36 protein-coding genes are annotated in these 23356 nt (G+C 53.2%); 4 read left to right on the top strand and 32 right to left on the bottom strand.

Annotated features, from left to right (window positions below):
* Positions 1-148: 148 nt before the first annotated feature.
* The 15 genes from GGR95_RS01645 to rpmC form a co-directional block, all read right to left on the bottom strand.
* Complete coding sequence (locus tag GGR95_RS01645) at positions 149-730, bottom strand: adenylate kinase (RefSeq protein ID WP_184562112.1); 582 nt, start codon at positions 728-730, stop codon at positions 149-151.
* Complete coding sequence (gene secY, locus GGR95_RS01640; RefSeq protein WP_184562110.1) at positions 727-2091, bottom strand: preprotein translocase subunit SecY; 1365 nt, start codon at positions 2089-2091, stop codon at positions 727-729. Before secY ends, GGR95_RS01645 begins: the two co-directional genes overlap by 4 nt.
* 117 nt (positions 2092-2208) lie before the next feature.
* Positions 2209-2691, bottom strand: a complete 483-nt coding sequence (gene rplO / locus GGR95_RS01635) for a 50S ribosomal protein L15 (protein ID WP_184562108.1) — start codon at positions 2689-2691, stop codon at positions 2209-2211.
* A 137-nt stretch (positions 2692-2828) separates the two neighbouring features.
* Complete coding sequence (locus GGR95_RS01630; RefSeq protein ID WP_184562106.1) at positions 2829-3833, bottom strand: acyltransferase family protein; 1005 nt, start codon at positions 3831-3833, stop codon at positions 2829-2831.
* Between the two features lie 214 nt (positions 3834-4047).
* A complete protein-coding gene (rpmD, locus tag GGR95_RS01625) occupies positions 4048-4236 on the bottom strand; it encodes a 50S ribosomal protein L30 (RefSeq protein WP_184562104.1) in 189 nt (62 codons plus the stop codon).
* 2 nt (positions 4237-4238) lie between these two features.
* Positions 4239-4826 (bottom strand): 30S ribosomal protein S5, encoded by a 588-nt coding sequence (gene rpsE / locus GGR95_RS01620; protein WP_184562102.1) that lies wholly within the window; start codon positions 4824-4826, stop codon positions 4239-4241.
* A 147-nt stretch (positions 4827-4973) separates the two neighbouring features.
* Positions 4974-5333 (bottom strand): 50S ribosomal protein L18, encoded by a 360-nt coding sequence (gene rplR, locus GGR95_RS01615; RefSeq protein WP_184562100.1) that lies wholly within the window; start codon positions 5331-5333, stop codon positions 4974-4976.
* 11 nt (positions 5334-5344) lie between these two features.
* Positions 5345-5878: a 50S ribosomal protein L6 gene (rplF, locus tag GGR95_RS01610; protein ID WP_184562098.1), complete on the bottom strand. Its 534-nt coding sequence runs from the start codon at positions 5876-5878 to the stop codon at positions 5345-5347.
* 10 nt (positions 5879-5888) lie between these two features.
* A complete protein-coding gene (gene rpsH, locus GGR95_RS01605; RefSeq protein ID WP_184562096.1) occupies positions 5889-6281 on the bottom strand; it encodes a 30S ribosomal protein S8 in 393 nt (130 codons plus the stop codon).
* A 12-nt stretch (positions 6282-6293) separates the two neighbouring features.
* Complete coding sequence (gene rpsN / locus GGR95_RS01600; RefSeq protein ID WP_184562094.1) at positions 6294-6599, bottom strand: 30S ribosomal protein S14; 306 nt, start codon at positions 6597-6599, stop codon at positions 6294-6296.
* Between the two features lie 18 nt (positions 6600-6617).
* Positions 6618-7181 carry a 50S ribosomal protein L5 gene (gene rplE / locus GGR95_RS01595; RefSeq protein WP_184562092.1) on the bottom strand — a complete coding sequence of 188 codons (564 nt, stop codon included), beginning with the start codon at positions 7179-7181 and terminating at the stop codon, positions 6618-6620.
* Positions 7181-7486 carry a 50S ribosomal protein L24 gene (gene rplX, locus GGR95_RS01590; protein ID WP_184562090.1) on the bottom strand — a complete coding sequence of 102 codons (306 nt, stop codon included), beginning with the start codon at positions 7484-7486 and terminating at the stop codon, positions 7181-7183. Before rplX ends, rplE begins: the two co-directional genes overlap by 1 nt.
* A 2-nt stretch (positions 7487-7488) precedes the next feature.
* A complete protein-coding gene (gene rplN, locus GGR95_RS01585; protein ID WP_113821507.1) occupies positions 7489-7857 on the bottom strand; it encodes a 50S ribosomal protein L14 in 369 nt (122 codons plus the stop codon).
* A 113-nt stretch (positions 7858-7970) separates the two neighbouring features.
* Positions 7971-8207, bottom strand: coding sequence for a 30S ribosomal protein S17 (rpsQ, locus tag GGR95_RS01580; RefSeq protein ID WP_025059476.1), 237 nt, complete (start codon positions 8205-8207; stop codon positions 7971-7973).
* Positions 8208-8221: 14 nt separating this feature from the next.
* Entirely contained in the window at positions 8222-8428 is a 207-nt protein-coding gene (gene rpmC / locus GGR95_RS01575; protein WP_184562751.1) for a 50S ribosomal protein L29, read from the bottom strand.
* Positions 8429-8778: 350 nt separating this feature from the next.
* Here rpmC and GGR95_RS01570 point away from each other — a divergent pair, with 350 nt between their 5' ends.
* Both GGR95_RS01570 and GGR95_RS01565 read left to right on the top strand, forming a co-directional pair.
* On the top strand, positions 8779-9801 hold the full coding sequence (locus tag GGR95_RS01570) for a calcium-binding protein (protein WP_184562088.1): 1023 nt from the start codon (positions 8779-8781) through the stop codon (positions 9799-9801).
* Between the two features lie 99 nt (positions 9802-9900).
* Entirely contained in the window at positions 9901-10512 is a 612-nt protein-coding gene (locus tag GGR95_RS01565) for a 2OG-Fe(II) oxygenase family protein (RefSeq protein WP_184562086.1), read from the top strand.
* Here the strand turns inward: GGR95_RS01565 and GGR95_RS01560 are convergent.
* On the bottom strand, positions 10509-10991 hold the full coding sequence (locus GGR95_RS01560; protein ID WP_184562084.1) for a DUF4188 domain-containing protein: 483 nt from the start codon (positions 10989-10991) through the stop codon (positions 10509-10511). The genes GGR95_RS01565 and GGR95_RS01560 overlap by 4 nt on opposite strands.
* A gap of 24 nt (positions 10992-11015) precedes the next feature.
* Positions 11016-11219, bottom strand: a complete 204-nt coding sequence (locus tag GGR95_RS01555; RefSeq protein WP_184562082.1) for a hypothetical protein — start codon at positions 11217-11219, stop codon at positions 11016-11018.
* A gap of 245 nt (positions 11220-11464) precedes the next feature.
* Here GGR95_RS01555 and GGR95_RS01550 point away from each other — a divergent pair, with 245 nt between their 5' ends.
* The gene (locus tag GGR95_RS01550) at positions 11465-11920 is read left to right on the top strand and encodes a hypothetical protein (RefSeq protein ID WP_184562080.1); all 456 of its coding nucleotides are present in this window, start codon (positions 11465-11467) and stop codon (positions 11918-11920) included.
* Between the two features lie 97 nt (positions 11921-12017).
* On the opposite strand, the gene GGR95_RS01545 is transcribed toward GGR95_RS01550, so the two are convergent.
* From GGR95_RS01545 to rpsJ, 12 genes are all read right to left on the bottom strand, one after another.
* Positions 12018-12362 carry a hypothetical protein gene (locus GGR95_RS01545; RefSeq protein WP_184562078.1) on the bottom strand — a complete coding sequence of 115 codons (345 nt, stop codon included), beginning with the start codon at positions 12360-12362 and terminating at the stop codon, positions 12018-12020.
* A 175-nt stretch (positions 12363-12537) separates the two neighbouring features.
* Entirely contained in the window at positions 12538-12951 is a 414-nt protein-coding gene (gene rplP / locus GGR95_RS01540) for a 50S ribosomal protein L16 (protein WP_184562076.1), read from the bottom strand.
* Between the two features lie 11 nt (positions 12952-12962).
* Entirely contained in the window at positions 12963-13670 is a 708-nt protein-coding gene (gene rpsC, locus GGR95_RS01535) for a 30S ribosomal protein S3 (protein ID WP_184562074.1), read from the bottom strand.
* Entirely contained in the window at positions 13670-14050 is a 381-nt protein-coding gene (gene rplV, locus GGR95_RS01530; RefSeq protein WP_184562072.1) for a 50S ribosomal protein L22, read from the bottom strand. The genes rpsC and rplV overlap by 1 nt, the downstream gene beginning before the upstream one ends.
* Before the next feature lie 3 nt (positions 14051-14053).
* Positions 14054-14332 (bottom strand): 30S ribosomal protein S19, encoded by a 279-nt coding sequence (gene rpsS, locus GGR95_RS01525; protein WP_184562070.1) that lies wholly within the window; start codon positions 14330-14332, stop codon positions 14054-14056.
* Positions 14333-14334: 2 nt separating this feature from the next.
* Entirely contained in the window at positions 14335-15177 is an 843-nt protein-coding gene (gene rplB / locus GGR95_RS01520; RefSeq protein ID WP_184562068.1) for a 50S ribosomal protein L2, read from the bottom strand.
* A gap of 201 nt (positions 15178-15378) precedes the next feature.
* Positions 15379-15981 carry a hypothetical protein gene (locus tag GGR95_RS01515; RefSeq protein ID WP_184562066.1) on the bottom strand — a complete coding sequence of 201 codons (603 nt, stop codon included), beginning with the start codon at positions 15979-15981 and terminating at the stop codon, positions 15379-15381.
* A gap of 295 nt (positions 15982-16276) precedes the next feature.
* Positions 16277-16483: a cold-shock protein gene (locus tag GGR95_RS01510; RefSeq protein ID WP_184562064.1), complete on the bottom strand. Its 207-nt coding sequence runs from the start codon at positions 16481-16483 to the stop codon at positions 16277-16279.
* 236 nt (positions 16484-16719) lie between these two features.
* Entirely contained in the window at positions 16720-17016 is a 297-nt protein-coding gene (locus GGR95_RS01505) for a 50S ribosomal protein L23 (RefSeq protein WP_184562062.1), read from the bottom strand.
* The gene (gene rplD, locus GGR95_RS01500) at positions 17013-17630 is read right to left on the bottom strand and encodes a 50S ribosomal protein L4 (RefSeq protein WP_184562060.1); all 618 of its coding nucleotides are present in this window, start codon (positions 17628-17630) and stop codon (positions 17013-17015) included. Before rplD ends, GGR95_RS01505 begins: the two co-directional genes overlap by 4 nt.
* Positions 17627-18478, bottom strand: coding sequence for a 50S ribosomal protein L3 (gene rplC / locus GGR95_RS01495; RefSeq protein WP_184562058.1), 852 nt, complete (start codon positions 18476-18478; stop codon positions 17627-17629). The genes rplD and rplC overlap by 4 nt, the downstream gene beginning before the upstream one ends.
* Before the next feature lie 18 nt (positions 18479-18496).
* On the bottom strand, positions 18497-18814 hold the full coding sequence (rpsJ, locus tag GGR95_RS01490; protein ID WP_025059462.1) for a 30S ribosomal protein S10: 318 nt from the start codon (positions 18812-18814) through the stop codon (positions 18497-18499).
* Positions 18815-19239: 425 nt separating this feature from the next.
* Between rpsJ and GGR95_RS01485 the strand changes: the two genes are divergently transcribed.
* A complete protein-coding gene (locus GGR95_RS01485; protein WP_184562056.1) occupies positions 19240-20277 on the top strand; it encodes a fatty acid desaturase in 1038 nt (345 codons plus the stop codon).
* A 196-nt stretch (positions 20278-20473) separates the two neighbouring features.
* Here the strand turns inward: GGR95_RS01485 and GGR95_RS01480 are convergent, their stop codons facing one another.
* From GGR95_RS01480 to GGR95_RS01470, 3 genes are all read right to left on the bottom strand, one after another.
* Positions 20474-21208, bottom strand: a complete 735-nt coding sequence (locus GGR95_RS01480; protein WP_184562750.1) for a Stf0 family sulfotransferase — start codon at positions 21206-21208, stop codon at positions 20474-20476.
* Between the two features lie 188 nt (positions 21209-21396).
* A complete protein-coding gene (gene tuf, locus GGR95_RS01475; protein WP_184562054.1) occupies positions 21397-22572 on the bottom strand; it encodes an elongation factor Tu in 1176 nt (391 codons plus the stop codon).
* A 143-nt stretch (positions 22573-22715) separates the two neighbouring features.
* Positions 22716-23315, bottom strand: a complete 600-nt coding sequence (locus tag GGR95_RS01470) for a hypothetical protein (RefSeq protein WP_246423250.1) — start codon at positions 23313-23315, stop codon at positions 22716-22718.
* Positions 23316-23356: the final 41 nt, after the last annotated feature.

The following is a 23356-nucleotide window of genomic DNA, read 5'->3' as shown; positions in this document are numbered from 1 at the left end:
GGGAGGGTCAACCCGCTGGTGAACACAGGTATGAATTATCGCTAAATCTATCAGGTTGAACCTTGGGAGCAACCGAAACCGTGTCAAAATGCAGACAAGCCGACCCCAGATTATAGGGCCGGCTTGTGTTATAGTGGTGCCGAGAGAATCAGGCGTCCAGAATGGCCGCGATCTCGCTTGCGACTTGGTCCATCGTGCCCAAACCGTTCACATCTTTCAGGTCGCCTTTGGCATAGTAATACCCCAGCAGCGGCGACGTTTGTTTGTAGTAGGCCATCAGACGGGTCTTGAGGCTTTCTTCATTGTCATCAGGGCGGGCTGTGCCACCAGCGGCAACGGCCTCGGCGGCGCGGCCAATGATGCGGTCAACAAGGATTTCATCGTTAACCTTCAGCTCAATCGCGTGGTCCAATGATTGGCCCATCTCCACCAGCAACGCATCCAGTGCGTCGGCCTGAGCCAAGGTGCGGGGGAAGCCGTCAAAGATAAAGCCGCCGTGGTCGCCGCCTGCTTCAAGCTGTTCACGAATGAGACCGATCACGATCTCATCGGTCACAAGGTTGCCAGCGTCCATAACGGCCGCGACGGTCTTGCCCATTTCAGTGCCAGACGTACGCGCTGCGCGCAGCATGTCGCCTGTAGAGAGCTGGACCATATTACGGCCATCAACCAATTTTTGCGCTTGTGTGCCTTTACCTGCGCCAGGGGGTCCGAGGAGAATAATGTTCATTTGCGCGCCGGGCTCCGTTTTTTGCGGCCTTTGCCGGATTTGCCGCGCAATTGCGACTTTTCCAGAAGACCTTCATATTGATGTGCCAAAAGATGGCTTTGTACCTGCTGGATCGTATCCATCGTTACAGAAACAATGATCAACACGGATGTGCCACCAAAGTAGAAAGGTACAGCGAACTGACCACGCAGAATTTCAGGAAGAATACAAACCGCTGCCAGATAAGCAGAGCCCAAGACAAGAATACGGTTGGTGACGTACTCAAGGTATTCGGCGGTCTTTTTGCCGGGGCGAATGCCCGGTACAAAACCGTTTTGGTTTTTCAGGTTATCCGCAACGTCATCGGGTTTGAACGAGACGTTGAAAGTGTAGAAATACGCAAAGAAAACAATCATCGCGATGAAGAACAGCAGATACAGCGGCTGGCCCGGACCGAAGTTGGCAAGCAACCAAGACATAACGGGGCTGGTTGTATCGCCAGAGAACGTGCTGATCGTGATCGGCAACAGCAGCAGCGAGCTTGCGAAGATCGCGGGGATAACACCTGCTGGGTTAACCTTGATCGGCAAGTGGCTGGAGCCACCGTCATAGACCTTCATACCGACCTGACGGCGCGGGTATTGGATGTGAATCTTACGCAGGGCGCGCTCCATAAACACCACAAACATGATCGTTAGCACCACCATAGCCAGCACAGCGACAATCACCGCAGGGCTGATTGCACCGGAACGACCAGACACAAAGAACTGTGCGATGGCGGCGGGGACTTCGGCGATGATGCCGACGAAAATGATCAAAGAGATGCCGTTGCCGATGCCGCGTGCTGTGATCTGCTCACCCAGCCACATCAGGAACATCGTGCCGCCGATCAGCGTGATCATACACGCAATGCGGAAATACATGCCCGGATCAGACGCGATATCACCTGCCTCAAGCGACACAGCCAAACCGTAGGACTGCACCGTGGCAAGCGCCACCGTACCCCAGCGGGTATATTGGTTGATCTTCTTACGGCCTTGTTCGCCCTCTTTCTTCAGCTGCTCCAGCGATGGCACCATAGATGTCAAAAGCTGCACAACAATCGAAGCGGAGATGTAAGGCATGATACCAAGCGCAAAGATACCCATACGGCCAAGCGCCCCACCGGTGAACATGGAAACCATGCCGCCAATGCCCTGCCCCGCACTATCCATAAACTGGCGTAATGCGGCACCGTCGATACCGGGCACGGGGATAAATGTCCCCAGACGGTAGACGATGAGCAAGCCCAGCGTGAACAAAATGCGGTGGCGCAGGTCGGTTGCCTTGCCAAAGGCGGACCAACTTGAGTTAGCGGCCATATTCTCGACGGCAGATACCATGTGAGGGCTCTCTTTATTAAAACGAAAACACCGCCCGAACCGTTTTCCGGCGGGCGGCGTTTGGAAAACTTGAAGTAGTATGTAAGCGGCTTATGCGCCGCTCACAAGACCGAAGACTTATTCGGACGCTTCAACAGCCGCCGCAGCTTTGACAGTCAGGCTGCCGCCTGCTTTTTCAACTGCTTCGATTGCAGATTTTGATGCGCCAGTTACGTCAAGGTTCAGCTTGGATGTCACGTCGCCTTTTGCAAGGATACGGATGCCGTCACGCTTGCGACGCAGAACACCGCATGCAACCAGTGCATCTTCGGTGATTACAGCAGAAATATCCAATTTACCTGCGTCAACGAACTTCTGGATCAGACCCAGGTTCAGAGCAGAGTATGTTTTGCGGTTCGGCTTGGTAAAGCCACGCTTTGGCAGACGTTGGTAGAGGGGCATCTGGCCGCCTTCGTACCCTTTGATCGCCACACCTGAGCGGGATTTTTGACCTTTGATACCACGGCCACCCATTTTACCGGTGCCGGAACCAGGACCACGGCCTACGCGTTTGCGTGGTTTCGTTGCGCCTGCATTATCTGAAAGTTCGTGAAGTTTCATGTCGCTTCTCCTTTTGCCGGACATACCCCCCAGCGACGGGAGCGGGCAGACGCGGCGTTTCGATTCTGATAGACAGAGTCCTGTCCACTGGGGGCGTATAGGCTAGGGAGTGGTGTGAGGCAAGAGCCAGAAACCAGCTAGAAACCGAGTATTTTGCTGAGCCGGAGCTTGGCAGCCCCCCAACCGACAATAACCGGCCCCACAACACCAACGACTAACGTAGCGACCAAGATCAAAGTGATGTCATCGAAGCCGAATTTGACCATCAAGATCCGCAACGACGCAGAAAACACCGTATGCATCAAATATATGACCATAGAGGCTTGCCCAAGCGCCCGCAGTGACCGCAGTGACCGCAGCAGGATACCTACTGGTTGCGACCCTGTGCGCCGATCAACACAGAGCCAAGCGCCCCATGCCAAGAGGACAATCGCTAGCGAGTGCAGTACGGCTGCCTTTTCTCCCTGAACCAACCAGAGCAACACAACAAAACCTATTGCACACAGCCCCCCCAGCAGGGGCGGTACGCGTATGCGGGATAGGCTGCCAACAGCGATACCTGCAAGGAAATATGGGAAATGTTCAAACATCGGCCCCCAGATATCTGATGGCACGGGGATCAATGGGTTAAGCGCCGCCCAGATCACCGCAGCAATGGCAGCAATCCAGCGCCACGTGGTTGCAGGCAGACGCGCCCCAACGACAGCATACAGCAGAATAAGAATCGTCTGGCACAAAAACAGCGCCCAGAGAAACCACAGGTGTTCATAAGGGGGGAGTGGGATGACCGGAAAGTCGGACAGTACCACAGGGGTATTCGCCGCCTGCCCTGCCGAGAGCTTTAGCGCGAAGAATATCCAACTCCAGAGCATCATTGGCCAGAGCAGCCGTGTTAACCGCCCTTTCAGGAGTTTTTCGGCATTGTATTTTTGGAGTGTCTCAAGAAACAGCAAACCAGAAAGAAAGAAGAACAATGGCATGTGAAAGGCGTAGATTGCATAATCAACAAGCTTGAACAGCCCTTCGTTGGGCAACAGATTGGCGCCCCATGCCCCCCGCCATGCATGGCCAAAGACCACCAACAAAATGCCAATACCCTTGGCGCTGTCAATTGCGCTCAGGCGCATAGAAGAATCACTCATTACATTTGCTCAGTTTGGGAATCAGGTTTGATGCAGTTTGGCCCTCAGTATCCTCACAATATGGGGAATACATGGCAATACTTGTAACAAATGAGACCGCTGGGGATTTCAGCCAAGGTTGGCCATCCATCCAAATGCAAAACGCCCCGCAGCGAACTACGGGGCGTTGTGTATCAGAACCGAAGTCTGAAGGAATTAGGTACTTCGTGAGAAGTTAGCCTTTTTCTTCGATGATCTCGACCATGTGGCTTACTTTACGAACCATGCCACGAACGGAAGGTGTGTCTTCCAGTTCACGAACGCGGTGCATTTTGTTCAGGCCCAGACCAATCAGCGTTGCACGCTGGTCTGCGGGGCGGCGAATAGGAGAACCTACCTGCTTGATCACGATTGTCTTGGCCATGCTTATGCCTCCTCAGCGACTTGAGCAGAAGAATCAGATGCATCTTCACGCTTCGGCAGAATGTCTGCCACTTTCTTACCGCGACGCTGCGCGACAGAACGTGGGGACTGTTCTTTTTTCAATCCGTCCATGGTGGCGCGGATCATGTTGTAAGGGTTTTGTGAACCGATCGATTTGGAAACAACGTCTTTGACGCCGAGCATTTCGAATACGGCACGCATTGGACCACCAGCAATAATACCAGTACCTTCTGGTGCTGTGCGCATGATCACTTTGCCTGCGCCGTGACGGCCAGACATATCATGGTGCAACGTGCGGCCTTCGCGAAGCTGAACGCGGATCATTTGGCGTTTTGCTTGCTCAGTTGCTTTACGAATCGCTTCAGGCACTTCTTTGGCTTTACCTTTGCCAAAACCCACACGACCTTTTTGGTCACCAACCACTACAAGAGCGGCGAAGCCAAAGCGCTTACCACCTTTTACAGTTTTGGAAACGCGGTTGATCGCGACAAGGCGGTCTGCGAATTCTGGCGCTTCTTCGCGCTGGTTGCGGCGGTTGTTGTTGCCACCCCGGTTGTCATCTCTGGCCATGTCGGCCTCCTTAAGCTTGCGGGCGAATGCCCTGTTTTCACAATCCTGGTGGGAAGGTTCCCCCGGATCATCGAGAGGCCCAAGTTACGGACCTCTTCAAAATATAATGTCCCCATTCTGCCAGTGGCAAAACGGGGACACTGCGATTTAGATCTTCAAACCACCTTCACGGGCTGCGTCGGCCAAGGCCTTCACTTTACCGTGGAAGAGGAAACCGCCGCGATCGAAATAGGCAACTTCAACACCGGCCTTTTTCGCACGCTCGGCAATTGCCGCGCCTACTTTTGTGGCTGCTTCGATGTTGTTTTTACCCACAACGCCAAGATCTTTTTCAAGCGACGAGGCGGAAGCGACTGTAACGCCGTTCACATCGTCGATCAGCTGAACGCTGATGTTCTTGTTGGAGCGGTGCACGCTGAGGCGCATGCGCCCACGGTTCGTGCGACGAAGTTTGTTCCGAACGCGCAGGCGGCGTTTGATGAACAGTTGTCTTTTGCTGTTTGCCATCTGTGCGTTCCTTACTTCTTCTTGCCTTCTTTGCGGAAGACGAATTCACCCTTATAGCGGATGCCTTTGCCCTTATAGGGCTCGGGCTTACGCCATGCGCGAATGTTCGCAGCGACTTGACCAACAAGTTGTTCGTCAATGCCTTCCACAATGATTTCGGTTTGCTTTGGCGCCGTTACAGTCACGCCTGCTGGCGGGATGTAATCGACGTCATGGGACAAGCCGAGGTTCAGTTTCAATGTGTTGCCAGTCATGGCAGCACGGTAACCAACACCTTGGATCTCAAGCTCTTTCTTGAAACCGTCGGTAACGCCAGTCACCAAGTTAGCGATCATAGTGCGGGACATGCCCCACTGCTGACGCGCGCGCTTGGATTTACCGCGAGGGGTAACGCTTACGGCGTTTTCCTCGACGGTCATCGTGACATCGTCGGTTGCGCTGAAGGTACGGACCCCTTTAGGGCCTTTCACTTCAATCGTTTGGCCACTGACAGAGGCAGAAACGCCGCTGGGCAGGTTGACCGCTTTTTTACCAATACGAGACATCAATTTCTCCTTAGAATACGGTGCAAAGCACTTCGCCGCCAACGTTGGCTGCGCGTGCGCTTGCGTCCGACATCACACCCCGTGGGGTGGAGACAATCGACACACCCAAGCCCTGACGGACGGATGGGAGGTCTTGTGCGGCCATGTAGACGCGGCGACCGGGTTTGGAAACCCGCTTCAACTCACGAATAACAGGTTCGCCCTCGTAGTACTTCAGGCTGATTTCGATAGCTGGATGGCCATCGGCGCCTGTCGTTTTTTCATAGCCACGAATGTAGCCTTCGTCGGCGAGTACGTCCAACACCCATGCACGCAGTTTTGAACCTGGTGTCATGACTGTGGATTTGCCGCGCAACTGGCTGTTGCGGATGCGTGTCAGCATATCTGCGATAGGGTCGGTCATCTGATGCGCTCCTTACCAGCTCGACTTGACCATGCCCGGAATCTGGCCTGCGGAGCCCAGATCACGAAGCGCGATACGCGAGATTTTCAGTTTACGATAATAAGCGTGCGGACGGCCGGTCAACTGGCAACGGTTGTGCAAACGCACAGCCGAAGAGTTGCGCGGCAGTTTCGCAAGCGCGAGGGTCGCGCGGAAACGCTCTTCCATCGGCTTGCTCTCATCGCTGATGATTGCTTTCAGCTCGGCACGCTTGGTGGCGTACTTTGCTACCAATGCTTCACGCTTCTTCTCGCGTGCGATCATGGATTTCTTAGCCATATCTATTCCTCTCCGCGCTTATGAGTTGAAGGGCATGTTGAACAGTTTCAACATTGCCTTCGCTTCGGCGTCGGTTTTCGCTGTCGTAGCGATTACGATGTCCATGCCCCAGTTTTCGTCGATTTTATCAAAATCGATTTCGGGGAACACGAGGTGCTCTTTCAGGCCCATGGCATAGTTGCCGTTGCCATCAAAAGATTTGCCGTTGATGCCGCGGAAGTCGCGGATACGTGGCATTGCAACTGTGATCAGACGATCAAGGAATTCGTACATCCGGTCACCGCGAAGTGTAACCTTCGCGCCCAGTGGCATTTCTTCCCGTACCCGGAAACCCGCAATGGATTTCTTGGCGATGGTTGTCAGTGCTTTCTGGCCTGCGATCAGTGTCAGGTCTTCCTGAGCGGATTTGGCTTTTTTGCTGTCACGGACAGCTTCTGCGCCACAACCGATGTTCAGGACGATCTTGTCCAAACGCGGGATCTGCATGTCGTTGGTATAGCCGAATTCTTCTTTCAAAGCCGCACGAATGCGGTTTTTGAAGTCGGCCTTGAGGCGGGGTGTATAAGCTGCAGTATCGAGCATCAGATTACGTCCCCTGTTGTCTTGGCGAAACGGACTTTGTTTTCGCCGTCCATTTTGAAACCAACGCGTGAAGGCTTGCCGTTGGCATCCTTGATTGCGAGGTTGCTCAGGTCGATTGGCATCGATTTAGGGATGCGACCGCCCTGAGATGTTTGTGTTTGGCGTGTGGCGCGGAGGTAAACGTTAACACCGTCTACAACAGCTTTGTTGGTCTTGGGATCAACGGAGGCGATTGTGCCTTCTTTGCCCTTGTCCTTACCGGCCAATACGATGACAGTGTCACCTTTTTTCAGCTTAGCAGCCATGATTACAGCACCTCCGGAGCGAGTGAGATGATTTTCATGAAGTTTTTGCCGCGCAATTCACGAACAACTGGCCCGAAGATACGGGTGCCAACTGGCTCGTTGTTGTTATTCAAGATAACAGCTGCGTTGCGGTCAAAACGAATGGCTGTGCCATCGTCACGACGAACTTCTTTAGCGGTACGAACGACAACGGCTTTACGCACGTCACCCTTCTTTACACGGCCGCGTGGAATGGCTTCCTTTACCGAGACGACAATAACGTCGCCCACGGATGCGTACTTACGCTTGGAACCACCCAGGACCTTGATGCACTGAACGCGGCGAGCGCCACTGTTGTCAGCAACATCCAAGTTGGTCTGCATCTGGATCATTTGGTTTCTCCCGACCTATAGGGGGCGATGCATGCCTGATCCCTAGGGTTTCGATTAAGTTGTTACTCAGGAACGAGTAACGCGACCGCCCCTAAAGGTGGCCGCGTGAATAATCATGCTTCCGCAGTGATTACTTCCCAACGCTTGGTTTTGGAACGTGGTGCACATTCAATAATGCGGACCTGCTGGCCCACTTTGAAAGTGTTGTTTTCATCGTGCGCCCGATATTTTTTGGACTTACGAATGGTCTTTTTCAGAACCGGGTGTGTAAAGCGACGCTCTACGGATACGGTTACTGTTTGTTCGTTGGCGTCCGAGGTTACGGTGCCTGTCAGGATACGCTTTGGCATTACTCAGGCTCCTCTTACGCGTCTGTCGCTGCGGTTGCAGCTTTTTGGTTCAATACTGTTTTAACACGAGCAACGTCACGCTTAACGGTACGCAGACGTGCTGGGTTTTCCAATTGGCCAGTGGCCTGTTGGAAACGCAGGTTGAACGCTTCTTTTTTCAGGTTCACAAGTTCGTCACGGAGTTGATCCGGCGTCTTGTCGTGTAGTTCTTTGGCGATCATGCCATTTCCTTTCAACATCACCAGTAGGCCCCTTGGAGGGTGACCATGATTCTGATGGAGTTCATGATGAAGTTGCCGTTTAGGCCCAATGGCCCAACAACGCAAGCCAAAAGGCTCTGGCTTTATAGATATCACACTGCTGCACAGGAAAACTATGATTCGAGCGAGGGGCAACCAGTTTCTTTGCCCAGAAACAATTGCATTGGAGGTAAATTGGAAGCAAACCGTCTCCAAACTCGGGATTAAATGCCGAACACCCTGTAAAAGAGTAACCGCCGTAGACGAAACTTGCTAGGCTTTTGCCGCAACGGGTACAAGTGTTGAGCTTAATCAGTGAAGGGTGCTGACAGATGGAAATTGCAGTTTTGCTAGGACTACTCGGTTTTGGGTTGATCGCCAGTGTGATTGGTGGATCAGATAGTGACGACAGCTCAACCGAAGTGACGCCTGAACCTGAGGAACCAATTGATCCTGATCTCGGCGATGCTTTTGCCTATGATGGGTCTCCTTCAATTGTCGGCACCGATGGGGACGATACACTCAACCATTTGGGCTATCGGCCCGAAGACCTAGCCCTGATGGAACAGACATTCCAAATCGACGGGGGTCTGGGCAACGATTACATCGAGGGTGGCACAGATGCTGGGGTGGAGGCGAGCATTAGCGGCGGAGAGGGCAACGATACGTTGATCTCGACTGGGAGCGGCACAGAATTTAACGGCGGCCCTAGCAATGATGTCATTGAGATACTCTATAACGACACAGCCTACGGTGGCGCAGGTGATGATACTATTTCATCTTACCTCGGTAGCACCATTGACGCCGGCGCGGGTGATGATGTGGTGATTGCCGGTCTTTCGGATCAAGTTTCTGGAGGTGAAGGAAACGACAACATTTCAATATCAATTGTGTCGCCTCATTCCCCGAGCCCCGCAATGGTGGATGGTGGCATGGGCGATGACACGCTCAACGTGAAAGCTGATATCAGCGACCAAAAATACGGCGTCACAGATGTCGAGGTGACGGGCGGCGAGGGAAATGACACCGTCAATCTGGAACTGCTGCTGAATATCATAAATGAAGATGTGTCAGTCGACACCAGCGCAAGCAGCGGGATCACTCTTAACGATTTTGATTCCTCGGAAGATACACTTGTAATCGACATCACCATGAGCCCCGAAGAGGTAATTCATGAGATGACCTCAGCCGAGATTGTCGACAATAGCTATGAGGACCAAGGGGAAACCATTTCGCAATTTGATCTGGAGCTCACCTTTGGCGCAACCGAGACTCGCGGCGCTCACACGGTCACAATCCGCCTTGGCCCTGATGTAAACCTAAACGTCGACGACATCATATTCGTCCAGAATTAACGCACAGGTGGCGTTATATTCGTCCAGAATTAACGCACAGGTGGCGTTTTTTATATATCCCCCCTCGCTCAACGCTTGGCGGGGCTATATGACTTGAGCATGACAAACATCAAATCCCTCTTTGTGACCCGCTTGTATCACGCCACGCTTGGCGATTCCGTAGATGCCAATGAATTGGAAGCCTCGTGCTATTCCATCGCCGAAGACGATGAAGCAGGTCAGGAATGGTGCGAGGAAAACGGCTTTCCGGGCTATACCTCCTATGCCTCCCTTTCCGATCTGGGCTGGCGGTTTCCCATTTTTGCCGATGTGATCAAGGCCATCGACGCCCATGTGGCCGAGTTTGCCAAAGATCTGGAATTTGATCTGGATGGGCGTGAGTTAAAGCTGGAAGACATCTGGATCAACATCTTGCCCGAAGGCGGCATTCACACGGGCCATATCCACCCGCATTCAGTCATCAGCGGTACAACCTATGTCGCCATGCCTGATGGTGCCAGCGCGATCAAATTCGAAGACCCACGCCTGCCGATGATGATGGCCGCTCCCGGACGCCGTAAGGACGCACGAGAGGAGCTGCGCACATTCTCTTATGTCGCGCCTGCTGTCGGGGACGTGCTGCTGTGGGAGAGCTTTATCCGCCACGAAGTACCGATGAACCTGTCCGAAGAGGACCGGATCAGCGTGTCGTTCAACTACGCTTGGGCTTAATCGCCCCCCTGCCCCAACCGTTTGCGCGCACTGGCTGTGGCGGCGGTTGCGGGAACAAGCGTGCTCGCTTTGCCTAGGCCAAAAGGCGGCATGCCAGAATAGAGCGTTTCATACTGGCCATCCTTGACCAAAAACGTCTCATGGAAAATGCCAACGGCACCGCGGTCATCGCGCACGCTTTTGTTAAAAGCCTTCCAAGCTGGAAAATGCGTGCGGTCTTTGGCTTGTGCATAGGCTTCCAGATGCTCAAAACTGCGCCAGTATTGCAGGACAATTCCGAAACCAACGTTGTTATAGCCTAGAAAACCAGTGTCCTCTGAGGGCAGCTTGCTCAACTCTTTCAGCATCCGTGGCATCGACAAAACCGCAGGCAGCCACTTATGCGGCAGCCACGGGCGGTTGATGCGCATCCCGATGATGAACACGACAAAGTCGCCCTCAATCTGCGCGATCATGCGCTTTGGTATTACCTTGGTCATGTCGCGCCTCCGTTGGGGGCAGAGTTATCTAGGCGCCTTCTTACGCGCCTCTTCTTGCTCTTTAACAAGCGCTTTTTCTTCTTTGGTCATCTTGTTGCCCCACTGGTTGTTGGACAGGCCAAGATCGGCGGGCATTGGTTTGGTCTTACCCTTTTTGACCGATCCACCTTTATCAAGGAAAGCTTGGATCAGGTCGGCATCTGTGGTGGGTTTTGGAACTTGTTTCATCTAAGTCGGACCTTTGTGATTGTGGGTCTTGCGAAGACATTATTGCCGCCACCGCCACTTGGCCAGAGCCGAATTTGGCCGATAGCTGGAATATCATTCAAACGAAACAATTCTCACGCCGCCTCACATTCGCGGGGGATGTGCGGTCTCCTACTGGCTAGTCAGCCCATTTGGACCCATTTGGGTGCTGCCGGATGCATGAGCGCGGCAGCCACATGACCCCAATTTGAATGAGATGATACAAGATGATCAATATCGACCGGACAGACCTACCGAAAGTAGCCCTAGCGGGGCTGATTGGTGAGATCGCTTTTGAAGCATATGCGTGGTTGATCTCGCCCGTTTTGTTTGGCGTAAAGTTACAGCCCTCCTTTCTGGTGATCGGGTTGACCAAAAAGGCAACGGGAGTTGAGCTGTCCTATGGCGCGGCCTTTGCTGTTCACTTCCTGATCGGTGCATTTGGTTTCGCTGCTTTTGTCTATTTGGTGAAAGCACTGACCAAGCTGAGCTACGTGAAGACGGGCCTACTGGCGGGTGTGGCCTTGTGGTTCATCGCGCAAGGGGTTTTGGCACCTCTTATGGGGCGCAGTTTCATGATGGGCATGGGAGCCTATACTCAGTCTTCCTTTGTCGGACATGTCGGTATGACACTGTTGATGGCGCTGATTTGGAAGAGGTTGTCGGCGCGGTCCGCAGATTAAGAGGTGATCGGCCTGTAGTGGGGTTGGGTTGGACTTGTTCAGTATCCCCAACAGCATTCAACAACTTGGGGCTTCACGGGTCACATCCGCGACCTGCTTAGTCGCAGATGATGTAGCTTTTGGGACCACGAAATTGAATAGAAACGGAAGGGTTGGTACAAAGCTCTTTACCGCTCTTGTCCACAACGACATAAGCGCCAAGAGTGCCATTTGTATCCACCCAAACCCGTTTTGACGCCTTGCCGCTACACGCGATGTATTTCCCCCACGCCACGGGGTTTTCGCAGATGACGCGGCCTTGGTGTTGCACGATGTAGCCGCTCAGCACCCCTTCGGCGAAAGGCCCGTCGTCATTCATAACAGTAGCATTCACTTGAGCGAGTGCTAACGTGGGGACCAATGCAAGTATCACTGTGGCAGCGTATCTCAGAAAATCTCTCATTTGCGCGCCCCATTTTGACAACTTTACCCAGAGCATATTCTAGATTTATGGACAAAAAGAAAGCCCCCGCTGTTTGCACAGCGGGGGCTCTTTTACTTTGACGGTGCCGGAACGGGCATTTCTCGCGAATGCCGTAACTCCGGCTGGATAGAAAACGCTTACGCGTTTTCGTCCTTTACCAGTCTTCGCGCACAATCACGCGTGTTTTGATCGGCAGCTTCATCGCAGCAAGGCGCAGGGCCTCACGGGCGATGTCGTCGTTGACGCCATCGATTTCAAACATCACGCGACCTGGTTTCACTTTACAGGCCCAGAAGTCTACGGAACCTTTACCTTTACCCATACGAACTTCGACGGGCTTGGAGGTTACGGGTACATCTGGGAAAATGCGGATCCAGACACGGCCTTGACGCTTCATGTGACGCGTCATGGCACGACGTGCAGCTTCGATCTGACGCGCTGTTACACGCTCAGGCTCAACTGCTTTGAGGCCGTAAGTGCCGAAGTTCAGGTCAGACCCGCCCTTCGCAAGGCCCTTGATGGAGCCTTTGAACTGCTTACGGAATTTCGTACGTTTTGGCTGTAGCATCTATCTACTCCTTAACGCCGACCGCCGGCACCACGAGGTGCTGGGCCGTCTTGCATTTCTTGTGCCTTACGGTCACGGGCAGCTGGATCATGTTCCATGATTTCGCCTTTGAAGATCCACGTCTTGATGCCGATGATGCCATAGGCAGTCATTGCTTCAACATGTGCATAGTCGATGTCAGCACGCAGTGTGTGGAGCGGAACGCGACCTTCACGGTACCATTCGGTACGCGCGATTTCTGCACCGCCAAGACGGCCAGCAAGGTTCACACGGATACCAAGGGCACCCATACGCATTGCGTTCTGTACCGCACGTTTCATGGCGCGACGGAAAGAAACCCGACGTTCCAGCTGTTGTGCGATGGATTCACCAACAAGTGCTGCATCCAGCTCTGGCTTGCGAACTTCAACAATGTTGAGGTGCAATTCAGACGCGGTGAATGCCGCCAGCTTCTTGCGCAGACCTTCGATGTCTGCACCTTTCTTGCCGATGATAACACCTGGGCGCGCTGTGTGGATCGTAACGCGGCACTTTTTGTGCGGACGTTCGATGATCACACGGGAGATACCCGCCTGATGGCATTCTTTTTTGATGAACTTGCGGATCGCAAGGTCTTCGAGAAGAAGGTCACCAAAGTCTTTGGTGTCAGCATACCAGCGGCTATCCCACGTACGGTTAACCTGAAGGCGCATGCCGATTGGATTGACTTTATTACCCATTATGCTTGCTCCTCAACCTGACGCACGACGATTGTGATTTCCGCAAACGGCTTCATGATCTTGCCGAAACGGCCACGCGCACGTGGACGACCACGCTTGAGTGTCATGTTTTTGCCGACATAGGCTTCTGCCACGACCAGTTCGTCCACATCAAGATTGTGGTTGTTTTCGCCATTGGCGATCGCGGACTGAAGGCATTTCTTCACGTCGATAGCGACACGCTTTTTGGAGAACGTCAGGTCCGTCAGGGCCTTGTCCACTTTCTTGCCACGGATCATTGCCGCAACGAGGTTCAGTTTCTGCGGGGACGTTTTCAACATGCGCAGTTTTGCACGTGCTTCATTGTCGGCCACGCGGCGGGGATTTTTATCCTTGCTCATGGCTTATTTCCGCTTCGCTTTTTTGTCAGCTGCGTGACCGTAATAGGTCCGCGTTGGTGAGAACTCACCAAACTTCTGACCAATCATGTCTTCTGTGACGTTTACAGGGATGTGTTTGTGACCGTTATAGACGCCAAACGTCAGGCCAACAAACTGCGGCAGGATCGTGGAACGACGCGACCAGATCTTGATCACTTCGTTACGACCGCTCTCGCGGGAGGCTTCGGCCTTTTTGAGGACATAAGAGTCAACAAAAGGACCTTTCCATACTGAACGAGACATAATTAACGCCCCTTCTTCTTGGCGTGGCGCGATCTGATGATCAGAGCACTTGACGCTTTTTTCTTGTTACGTGTCTTGGCACCCTTAGTTGGTTTACCCCATGGAGTAACCGGATGACGACCACCAGACGTACGACCTTCACCACCACCATGCGGGTGATCGATCGGGTTCATAACGACACCACGAACACTTGGGCGAACGCCCTTGTGACGCATGCGGCCCGCTTTACCGTAGTTCTGGTTGGAGTTGTCAGGGTTGGACACGGCACCGACGGTGGCCATGCATTCCTGACGGACAAGACGCAATTCACCGGATGACAGACGAATCTGTGCGTAGCCACCATCACGACCAACGAATTGGGCGTAAGTACCGGCTGCACGGGCGATCTGACCGCCTTTGCCTGGCTTCATCTCGATGTTGTGAATGATTGTACCGATTGGCATGCCGGAGAAAGGCATTGCGTTACCGGGTTTGATGTCGGCCTTGGCGGATGCCACGACTTGGTCACCGATTGCGATACGCTGAGGCGCGAGGATATAGGCCTGCTCACCATCTTCGTATTTAACCAGCGCGATAAACGCAGTCCGGTTAGGGTCATATTCAATACGCATGATCGTCGCGGTGACGTCCAGTTTGTTGCGTTTGAAATCTACGATACGGTAGAGGCGCTTTGCACCACCACCTTTGCGACGCATTGTGATCCGTCCGGTGTTGTTCCGTCCGCCATGCTTGTGAAGTCCCTCAGTGAGGGCCTTTACTGGGCGGCCTTTCCAAAGCTCCGAACGGTCGATCAGTACCAGCCCACGCTGGCCTGGCGTCGTCGGTTTGTACGACTTGAGTGCCATGTTCTCTGTCTTCCGTTTGCTTGTATGCGGCCCCGTAGGTCCGCTGTGGTTAGAGGGCCCCGAAGGTCCCAGTAGGCATGCACGAGATTGACCCGTGCACAAAGACGAAGCCCCAGACGAATCTGGGGCTGTGTCGATAGGTGTCTTTAGGGTGTGGTGCGGATGGGGTCAAGGACCCAGCCTATATAATAAGATAGTTGCTCAGCGTTCTTGCTGATTTGTAGATAACGCCACATCGCCACTGCCCTTCTCACGCAAGGCCATAACAACCACGAGGGCAACAAGGGTAACAGTTACAAACCAACCTACGACCAGCGGCGACAAGACATTCCAGGCGGCTGTCTTTAGGTATTGGCTAGACCCAAGCACCATTCCCGAGCTCCAGCAAAACATCGAAACTGCCGCTAGCTGCGTCATTGTGAAGAGCTGCAGGGCGGGAAGGCTACTCATCGCTTTACCAATGTTGTTTTTCAATATGGGCAAAACACAACGGCTAATCATCAACGCATTCAATGTCATGATCAACATGATGCCAACCTTAACCCACAACTTTGGCGAAAATTGCGATAAATCAAATGCTGTTCTTACGTAAATAAGCCCAATCCCAGTGAGCCATAGCCCAGAGAATGCCAAAACGATCCAACGATGCAGCATTTCTATTCCGCAAATATCTTGTTCAGAAATTTCCCCCCGAAAACTACGAGCTGTTAAATACTCATGGTAGAGTGCCGCACCCATACCGGCAGCGAAGAAAATCAAATGTGCAGCGCGTAAGCCATCTAAAAAAATTTGTTCAAAATGCACGCGTCCCTCCTAAATATATGGAATCATGCTAAATTAATCCCATCATTTAGCTCAGCCCACGCCAACCTAATCAAGCGGAAATCCGCCAGTTACTTTTAAACCTGTATAGCTTGCAAAATTGACACACGCTATGGTGGAACTAAATGCAAAACCCCGCCGCTCTGAGCATCAGCATCATATGTTGCTGCGCCACCAACGCGCTCACCACATTCCCAAACGAAAAAAGAGCGCAGCCATCACAGCTACGCCCTTCAATATTCTCTAAAATCTCAACCCCTCACAGGGCCGAACCGGCTTATGCCAGTGCGATGTTTGTCGCAGATTCGCGGCCGTCGCGGCCGGCTTCGATGTCGAAAGTAACTTTCTGATCATCGGCCAAACCTGTGAGGCCTGCGCGCTCAACGGCGGAGATGTGTACGAACACGTCTTTTGCGCCGCCTTCAGGAGCGATAAAGCCGAAGCCTTTTGTGGAGTTGAACCATTTTACTGTGCCATTGGCCATCAGTGTATTCCTTTTATAGTCTGCCCGCAGAATGCGGCAGGTCGGCTAAGTCATCGAAAGATCGTCAGACTGAGCCGTAAGGAGCAGTGATTCCGATAGATGTAGTAACGTCGCACCCTATGCATGCCCTGTAGCCGCTTTGATAGCAAGCTTTATAAACGGATAAGCGAAGTGTTGCGCAAACGAAAAGGGCCTCCGCATTGCTGCGAAGGCCCCTCCCCTAGTCTGCGCCGGACTTAGAGACCGGTGGATACGTCGATCGTGTTGCCTTCTTCCAGCGTCACATAGGCTTTTTTCACGTCTTTACGTGTGCCCAGCTGACCGCGGAAGCGCTTTACTTTGCCTTTGGTGATGGACGTGTTCACGGCCTTCACTTTGACACCAAAGAGAGCTTCAACAGCTTCTTTGATCATTGGCTTATTGCTGTCGATCGCTACTTCAAAAACAACAGCGTTTTGCTCGGAAGCCATTGTTGCTTTTTCGGTGATGATTGGCTTGCGAATCACGTCGTAATGTTCTGGTTTCGCGCTCATTTCAAACGGGCCTCCAGTGCTTCGATGCCTGCTTTTGTGATCACGAGTGTGTCACGCTTCAGGATATCATATACGTTAGCGCCCATTGTTGGCAGGATGTCCAAACCTTCAATGTTGCGCGCGGCTTGCAGGAAGTTCTCATTCACGGATGCACCGTCAATGATCAACGCCCGCTTCCAACCCAAGGATTTAACCTGTTTGGCCAGAGCAGATGTTTTACCGTTGGATGCTGCATCGTCGATGATGACCAACGCGCCGGCTTTTGCCTTTGCGGAGAGCGCCATGCGCAGACCCAATTTACGGAACTTCTTAGTCAGTTCGTGGCCGTGGCTACGGGGTGTAGGACCCTTGTAGATACCGCCCCCACGAAAGATCGGTGCCGAGCGAGCGCCGTGGCGTGCGCCACCGGTGCCTTTTTGGCGATAGATCTTTTTGGTGGAATAGCTGACTTCACGACGCGTCTTGACCTTGTGAGTACCGGCCTGCGCGTTGTTACGCTGCCAGCGCACAACACGGTGCAGGATGTCGGCACGTGGCTCAAGACCAAACAGGGCCTCGTCCAGGTCGATCGATCCGGCGGAAGCGCCTTCGAGATTGATGACATCTAGTTTCATGCGTCACCTTCTTTCTTTTCTGCTTCGGCTACAGCATCTGGCGTAGCTTCTGCGTTTTCTGCTGCTTCCATTGCGGCCTGCTCGGCTGCGGCAGCTTCTACTGCTGCGGCTTCTGCCTCGGCTGCTGCGGCTGCGGCTGCTTCTTCGGCTGCTTTCGCGGCTTCACGTGCAGCGGATGCAAGAGCGCCAGGAACGATTGCTGCGTCAGGGAACGGTTTTTTAACCGCATCCTTAACAGTCACCCAGCCACCTTTGGAACCAGGAACCGCGCCTTTGACCATGATCAAGCCACGCGCCGTATCGGTTTTAACAACCTCAAGGTTCTGCGTTGTCACGCGAGCGGAGCCCATGTGACCAGCCATTTTCTTGCCTTTGAAAACTTTACCTGGATCCTGACACTGGCCCGTGGAGCCGTGTGAACGGTGAGACACGGAAACACCGTGTGTCGCACGCAGACCGCCAAAGTTGTGACGCTTCATGGCGCCCTGAAAGCCCTTACCGATGGAAGTACCCGCAACGTCAACGTATTGACCTGCAAAGTAGTGATCCGCGATAATTTCTTCGCCAACTGGAAGCATCGCATCCGCGTCAACGCGGAATTCAACAACCTTACGCTTTGGTTCAACCTTTGCTGCTGCAAAGTGACCGCGCATCGCTTGCGATGTACGTTTCACTTTTGCTGTACCTGCACCGAGCTGAACAGCTACATAGCCGTCCCGTTCGATTGTACGCTGTGCAACAACCTGAAGGTTATCGAGCTGAAGAACGGTTACAGGAATCTGCTTACCGTCTTCCATGAACAGACGGGTCATGCCCATCTTTTTTGCAATAACGCCTGAGCGCAACATAATATTACCCTCCTACGCTTATGACTGCAGCTTGATCTCGACGTCCACACCAGCGGCGAGGTCGAGCTTCATCAGCGCGTCAACGGTCTGGGGAGTCGGATCAACGATATCCAGCATACGCTTGTGCGTACGGATCTCGAACTGGTCACGGGATTTTTTGTCTACGTGGGGACCACGCAAAACGGTGAATTTTTCGATTTTGTTCGGCAGCGGAATGGGGCCGCGAACAGAAGCGCCTGTGCGCTTGGCGGTGTTGACGATTTCCTGTGTGGAAGCATCAAGCACCCGATAATCAAACGCCTTAAGACGGATGCGGATGTTTTGGCTAGCAGCCATAATACAAATCCCTTGATCTGGGATGGAGACGGATTGGAGGACGCACGCTCATCGTGCCCCCTCTTCGCGCTTTAGTCTAACGTAAACGGGGCGCGCCAATGGCACACCCCGATGTGTAGGGGCCGTATAGGGGGAGTCGCATTGGCTGACAAGAGGGAAATGGGCTTATTTCATAAGGAGCCGGCGCGTTCGGCAGCATCTGAACCACTGGCGGCAACCTGCGGCAATAAGCCCCTGTTTTCCGACCGAAAGACGGAAGTGAGCAAGGCAACGCCCTAAACATAACAGAAAACAGCGCAACCGCACGACAAAATTGACGACAATTGCCGCGACTTAGCAATTTGTTAACACTTTTAGCGTCTTTATAAGTTGTTTGCTCAGCGCATTGGTTTATCAAGTTGCCAAAGATCAAAAGAAGCAGGCATATGACCAAAGATTCAAGCACAGCAGAAACCAACGCCCCGACAAGAGCCCGCGATTGGGTGAAAGTCCTCGCGCAGTACCGCGAGCCGAACACATGGCGCAGCCTTTTCGAGCTGGCAGTAACTGTTGGCCCCTTCATTGGCCTTTGGGCACTGGCATGGTGGTCACTCTCCATCAGCGTATGGCTCACTTTGGCTATTTCGCTGTGTAACGCAGCCTTCCTGTTGCGCCTTTTCGCGATTCAACATGACTGCGGGCATAATTCGTTTTTCAACGACCGGACGCTCAGTGATTGGGTTGGCCGCTTTCTGGGCGTGCTTACCCTCACACCTTATGACGTTTGGCGCCGCTCACATTCCATCCACCACAGTTCTGCTGGCAACTTGGGCAGACGCGGTATTGGCGACATCGACACGCTAACCGTTGCCGAGTATCAGAAATTGAGTCGCTTCAAGAAACTGGTCTACCGCGTGTACCGCCATCCAATCGTGCTGTTCGGGTTCGGTCCCGGCTATCTGTTTTTCCTGCAAAACCGTTTGCCGCTGGGGCTTATGGAACATGCCAGATACTGGATCAGCGCCATGTGCACCAATGCAGCTATTTTGGTGGCGCTTGCGGTCATGTGGTACTTTGGTGGGCTGATGCCAATACTCTTGATCTTTGTGCCTTCCACCTTGCTGGCCGCGACGGCAGGTGTCTGGCTGTTCTACGTACAACACCAGTTTGAGACGACACATTGGGAAGAAGACCAGAATTGGGATCTGCACGACGCCGCCCTGCAAGGTAGCTCGCATTATGTGCTGCCCTCCGTGCTTCAGTGGCTGAGCGCCAACATCGGCATCCACCACATCCATCACCTCTATAGCCGCATCCCCTTCTATCGTCTGCCAGAAGTTCTAAAGGATCACGCAGGTCTAGCGGACATCAACCGCATGACGATCCGCGAGAGCTTGGTTAACGCGCGTTTGCACCTTTGGGATGAAAAATCCAAACGCCTACTGTCGTTCCGCGAGGCCAGAGCTGTCGCTGCGGTGGGCTAGGCAGAATTCAAAACCTCTCCGGTTTCACATTAGGGCCGCCTCATCTGAGGCGGCCTTTTTTACATCAACCGTTGTAGTATCTATCGGCGCCATTTTAGGAGCCTGCCAAAATTGGCAGTTATCTCGCCCTACTTAGCATGCAAAATGGCACATTAGTCACCGCGTCAAACGGCAGTGCTTTTGAATTTGCGATTAACTAGTCACGACTCTTCTCATACTGCCCACGCCACTTGAGACTTAGGGCATCAGCGAGCTTTGCTGTGGGCGGTTCTACATACTGGGCTTGGGCTGGGTCCAGATTTAACGCGAAAAGCAACTGCGCCAGCACAGCTTTCGGGTCTTTTGAAAGAGCATCATAGCTTATGCGTATCGGGTCTACCCCTTCGCGGGCAAACCACTGCTCCCATGCGTCATCATGTGCTATGGCCTCGGCGATATGGCGCTCGATAGCCCTTGCATCAAATCGTGGTTCCTTCGGAGGCGCGAGGCGCTCCATCTCTGATCCGTCTGAATGTCGATGCCAGAGGCCAGTCTGTTCTGCCAGAACACGCGAAATAGCCTGCCCCAATCTGTCGGGGCGTGAGAGATGGATGTATAATATAGGGCCGAATGCCGCCTCAATTCGGTCGACATCGTTGAGGCACTCGGGAAAAAGGATGCCCAACTGCTGCAAGAAGAAATCAAAGCTACCGCCCTGCATACGGAGGCCAAAAACATCTGTGCCACCTTTGCCCCGCTCTATCCCTGCATCCAAGATCGCCTGTAAGGCCATTTGTTCCGAAGCAAAACGGTCCCCTTCCAACTCGTAGTCATCGATCCAATCGACCAACGACGTTGAATGAAAATGCGAGCAAGGGTTTCCAGCACTTTGCGTCGCTGCCAGCAATTTGCACAAGAGCGTACTACCACTGCGTGGAGCAGTGCAGATCATATAGGACCGAATAGGTTGGCTGCTGGTCACTGCAAAGGCGCTCTTGATTTTCGCCCAACAAGTATCAGGCCCTTGATCGCGAAACAACGTTGCAAAGATATGGGATAATCCCCAACGCAAAAGGCCGCCCCCTAGGGAGCGGCCTTTCGTAACGATCAGAGGAAGCGGGTTGCCCCGCCTCGCCCTCATTATTCGTTGATTTTGGACACAACGCCCGCGCCAACCGTGCGGCCGCCTTCGCGGATCGCAAAGCGCAGACCGTCTTCCATCGCAACTGGTGCAATCAGCTCAACGTCGAACTGAAGGTTGTCGCCTGGCATAACCATTTCCGTACCTTCAGGAAGCTGAACAGTGCCGGTCACGTCAGTTGTACGGAAGTAGAACTGTGGACGGTAGTTCGCAAAGAACGGCGTGTGACGGCCACCCTCTTCTTTGGTGAGGATATACGCCTCGGCTGTGAACTTGGTGTGCGGCTTAACCGACGCAGGCTTACAAAGAACCTGACCACGCTCAACACCTTCACGGTCAACACCACGCAGCAATGCGCCAACGTTGTCGCCTGCTTCACCACGGTCCAGCAGTTTGCGGAACATTTCAACGCCTGTGCAGGTCGTTTTCTTGGTGTCGCGGATACCAACGATTTCGATTTCGTCGCCAACGTTGATCACGCCACGCTCGATACGGCCTGTCACAACTGTACCACGACCAGAGATCGAGAATACGTCTTCCACTGGCATCAGGAACGGCTGGTCAACAGCACGTGCTGGTGTCGGGATGTATTCATCAACAGCTGCCATCAATTTCTTGATGGATTCTTCACCGATTTCTGGATCGCGACCTTCCATGGCCGCCAGAGCGGAACCAGGAATGATTGGGATATCGTCGCCAGGGTAGTCATAGGAAGACAACAGCTCACGGATTTCCATTTCAACCAGTTCCAGCAGCTCTTCGTCGTCTACTTGGTCAACTTTGTTCATGTAAACAACCATGTACGGGATGCCAACCTGACGGCCGAGCAGGATGTGCTCGCGCGTCTGTGGCATTGGGCCGTCTGCTGCGTTCACAACAAGGATCGCGCCGTCCATCTGCGCCGCACCGGTGATCATGTTTTTCACATAGTCAGCGTGGCCTGGGCAGTCAACGTGTGCATAGTGACGTGCTTCGGTTTCGTACTCAACGTGCGCTGTGGAAATCGTGATGCCACGTGCTTTTTCTTCGGGCGCGCCGTCAATCTGATCGTACGCTTTGAAGTCACCGAAGTACTTCGTGATCGCAGCTGTCAGTGTCGTTTTGCCGTGGTCAACGTGGCCAATTGTGCCGATGTTGACGTGTGGTTTGTTACGTTCAAACTTTGCCTTTGCCATGTGGGCGCCCTTCCAAAAGTCCAAGGGCCCATTGTGGGCCCTGTATTGCGTATGGCGCGCGGCATATTTGGTCTGAAGGATAAAATCAAGGCTGTCTTGTCTTTTCGCTTCAGTTCGTCACGGCATGTGGCAGGGGATCCGCCTTAACGTGGCTGTTCCTCGGCTATTTCAGGAGAAGATGTCGCAACTCCGCCATTAAACCAACCTTCTTCTGCGTTCTTTTGCACTAGAAAGTTCTCAATTTGCTTAACCGCGTTCTGGCTGAGGTTTTTAAACTGCTCTTCAGCGGTTTTTGTATAGCCGGACCCCACTAGCGGACCTTGGTCCAGTGATTCTACCACTGTGATCTGATGCGCCTTTGGCATGAGTTTCTTGTTCTCGGCATCGTCCCACACCGTGATACGAATGATCATCGCCGATTTGGGCGCAGCGACAACCGGCACGCCCGGAGGGGCCAGAAAATAGCTCTCGATCGAAATACCAAAGTGGTAGAGGCGTTCGCCCTCATAGCGGTCAAAACGCTCTGCCACAGCGTCACGCAGCATTGTTGTCATCACTTCCGTATCAAGCTCACGGCTGAGCGGAATCTTCTGAATCTTGGGGGCAACTACGATGTTGTGGCTCAGGTTGAAATCACCCAATGGCGTGGCAGGCCCCGCCAAATCATTTGCGCCGTTGCAGGCAGACAGTAGCCCCACCAGCATCATTGCCGCAATTTTCTGCACAACTGTAACCTTAATCATCTCGTGGTCCCCCTCGACGCTTCTTACTGCGATACCGCATA

The organism is Sulfitobacter undariae (genome assembly GCF_014196805.1).
Lineage (GTDB): Bacteria > Pseudomonadota > Alphaproteobacteria > Rhodobacterales > Rhodobacteraceae > Sulfitobacter > Sulfitobacter undariae.
The sequence above is the reverse complement of the archived record's forward strand: the minus strand, read 5'-3'. Positions and strand labels throughout refer to the sequence as shown.

What these genes read in the sequence shown, in the direction of transcription:
- GGR95_RS01645 (WP_184562112.1), bottom strand. Translation starts at nt 730, where the DNA reads ATGAACATTATTCTCCTCGGACCCCCTGGCGCAGGTAAAGGCACACAA.
- secY (WP_184562110.1), bottom strand. Translation starts at nt 2,091, where the DNA reads ATGGTATCTGCCGTCGAGAATATGGCCGCTAACTCAAGTTGGTCCGCC.
- rplO (WP_184562108.1), bottom strand. Translation starts at nt 2,691, where the DNA reads ATGAAACTTCACGAACTTTCAGATAATGCAGGCGCAACGAAACCACGC.
- GGR95_RS01630 (WP_184562106.1), bottom strand. Translation starts at nt 3,833, where the DNA reads ATGAGTGATTCTTCTATGCGCCTGAGCGCAATTGACAGCGCCAAGGGT.
- rpmD (WP_184562104.1), bottom strand. Translation starts at nt 4,236, where the DNA reads ATGGCCAAGACAATCGTGATCAAGCAGGTAGGTTCTCCTATTCGCCGC.
- rpsE (WP_184562102.1), bottom strand. Translation starts at nt 4,826, where the DNA reads ATGGCCAGAGATGACAACCGGGGTGGCAACAACAACCGCCGCAACCAG.
- rplR (WP_184562100.1), bottom strand. Translation starts at nt 5,333, where the DNA reads ATGGCAAACAGCAAAAGACAACTGTTCATCAAACGCCGCCTGCGCGTT.
- rplF (WP_184562098.1), bottom strand. Translation starts at nt 5,878, where the DNA reads ATGTCTCGTATTGGTAAAAAAGCGGTCAACCTGCCCAGCGGCGTTTCT.
- rpsH (WP_184562096.1), bottom strand. Translation starts at nt 6,281, where the DNA reads ATGACCGACCCTATCGCAGATATGCTGACACGCATCCGCAACAGCCAG.
- rpsN (WP_184562094.1), bottom strand. Translation starts at nt 6,599, where the DNA reads ATGGCTAAGAAATCCATGATCGCACGCGAGAAGAAGCGTGAAGCATTG.
- rplE (WP_184562092.1), bottom strand. Translation starts at nt 7,181, where the DNA reads ATGCTCGATACTGCAGCTTATACACCCCGCCTCAAGGCCGACTTCAAA.
- rplX (WP_184562090.1), bottom strand. Translation starts at nt 7,486, where the DNA reads ATGGCTGCTAAGCTGAAAAAAGGTGACACTGTCATCGTATTGGCCGGT.
- rplN (WP_113821507.1), bottom strand. Translation starts at nt 7,857, where the DNA reads ATGATCCAGATGCAGACCAACTTGGATGTTGCTGACAACAGTGGCGCT.
- rpsQ (WP_025059476.1), bottom strand. Translation starts at nt 8,207, where the DNA reads ATGCCAAAGCGTATCCTGACAGGCACCGTAACCTCGGACGCCAACGAA.
- rpmC (WP_184562751.1), bottom strand. Translation starts at nt 8,428, where the DNA reads ATGATCGCCAAAGAACTACACGACAAGACGCCGGATCAACTCCGTGAC.
- GGR95_RS01570 (WP_184562088.1), top strand. Translation starts at nt 8,779, where the DNA reads ATGGAAATTGCAGTTTTGCTAGGACTACTCGGTTTTGGGTTGATCGCC.
- GGR95_RS01565 (WP_184562086.1), top strand. Translation starts at nt 9,901, where the DNA reads ATGACAAACATCAAATCCCTCTTTGTGACCCGCTTGTATCACGCCACG.
- GGR95_RS01560 (WP_184562084.1), bottom strand. Translation starts at nt 10,991, where the DNA reads ATGACCAAGGTAATACCAAAGCGCATGATCGCGCAGATTGAGGGCGAC.
- GGR95_RS01555 (WP_184562082.1), bottom strand. Translation starts at nt 11,219, where the DNA reads ATGAAACAAGTTCCAAAACCCACCACAGATGCCGACCTGATCCAAGCT.
- GGR95_RS01550 (WP_184562080.1), top strand. Translation starts at nt 11,465, where the DNA reads ATGATCAATATCGACCGGACAGACCTACCGAAAGTAGCCCTAGCGGGG.
- GGR95_RS01545 (WP_184562078.1), bottom strand. Translation starts at nt 12,362, where the DNA reads ATGAGAGATTTTCTGAGATACGCTGCCACAGTGATACTTGCATTGGTC.
- rplP (WP_184562076.1), bottom strand. Translation starts at nt 12,951, where the DNA reads ATGCTACAGCCAAAACGTACGAAATTCCGTAAGCAGTTCAAAGGCTCC.
- rpsC (WP_184562074.1), bottom strand. Translation starts at nt 13,670, where the DNA reads ATGGGTAATAAAGTCAATCCAATCGGCATGCGCCTTCAGGTTAACCGT.
- rplV (WP_184562072.1), bottom strand. Translation starts at nt 14,050, where the DNA reads ATGAGCAAGGATAAAAATCCCCGCCGCGTGGCCGACAATGAAGCACGT.
- rpsS (WP_184562070.1), bottom strand. Translation starts at nt 14,332, where the DNA reads ATGTCTCGTTCAGTATGGAAAGGTCCTTTTGTTGACTCTTATGTCCTC.
- rplB (WP_184562068.1), bottom strand. Translation starts at nt 15,177, where the DNA reads ATGGCACTCAAGTCGTACAAACCGACGACGCCAGGCCAGCGTGGGCTG.
- GGR95_RS01510 (WP_184562064.1), bottom strand. Translation starts at nt 16,483, where the DNA reads ATGGCCAATGGCACAGTAAAATGGTTCAACTCCACAAAAGGCTTCGGC.
- GGR95_RS01505 (WP_184562062.1), bottom strand. Translation starts at nt 17,016, where the DNA reads ATGAGCGCGAAACCAGAACATTACGACGTGATTCGCAAGCCAATCATC.
- rplD (WP_184562060.1), bottom strand. Translation starts at nt 17,630, where the DNA reads ATGAAACTAGATGTCATCAATCTCGAAGGCGCTTCCGCCGGATCGATC.
- rplC (WP_184562058.1), bottom strand. Translation starts at nt 18,478, where the DNA reads ATGTTGCGCTCAGGCGTTATTGCAAAAAAGATGGGCATGACCCGTCTG.
- rpsJ (WP_025059462.1), bottom strand. Translation starts at nt 18,814, where the DNA reads ATGGCTGCTAGCCAAAACATCCGCATCCGTCTTAAGGCGTTTGATTAT.
- GGR95_RS01485 (WP_184562056.1), top strand. Translation starts at nt 19,240, where the DNA reads ATGACCAAAGATTCAAGCACAGCAGAAACCAACGCCCCGACAAGAGCC.
- GGR95_RS01480 (WP_184562750.1), bottom strand. Translation starts at nt 21,208, where the DNA reads ATGATCTGCACTGCTCCACGCAGTGGTAGTACGCTCTTGTGCAAATTG.
- tuf (WP_184562054.1), bottom strand. Translation starts at nt 22,572, where the DNA reads ATGGCAAAGGCAAAGTTTGAACGTAACAAACCACACGTCAACATCGGC.
- GGR95_RS01470 (WP_246423250.1), bottom strand. Translation starts at nt 23,315, where the DNA reads ATGATTAAGGTTACAGTTGTGCAGAAAATTGCGGCAATGATGCTGGTG.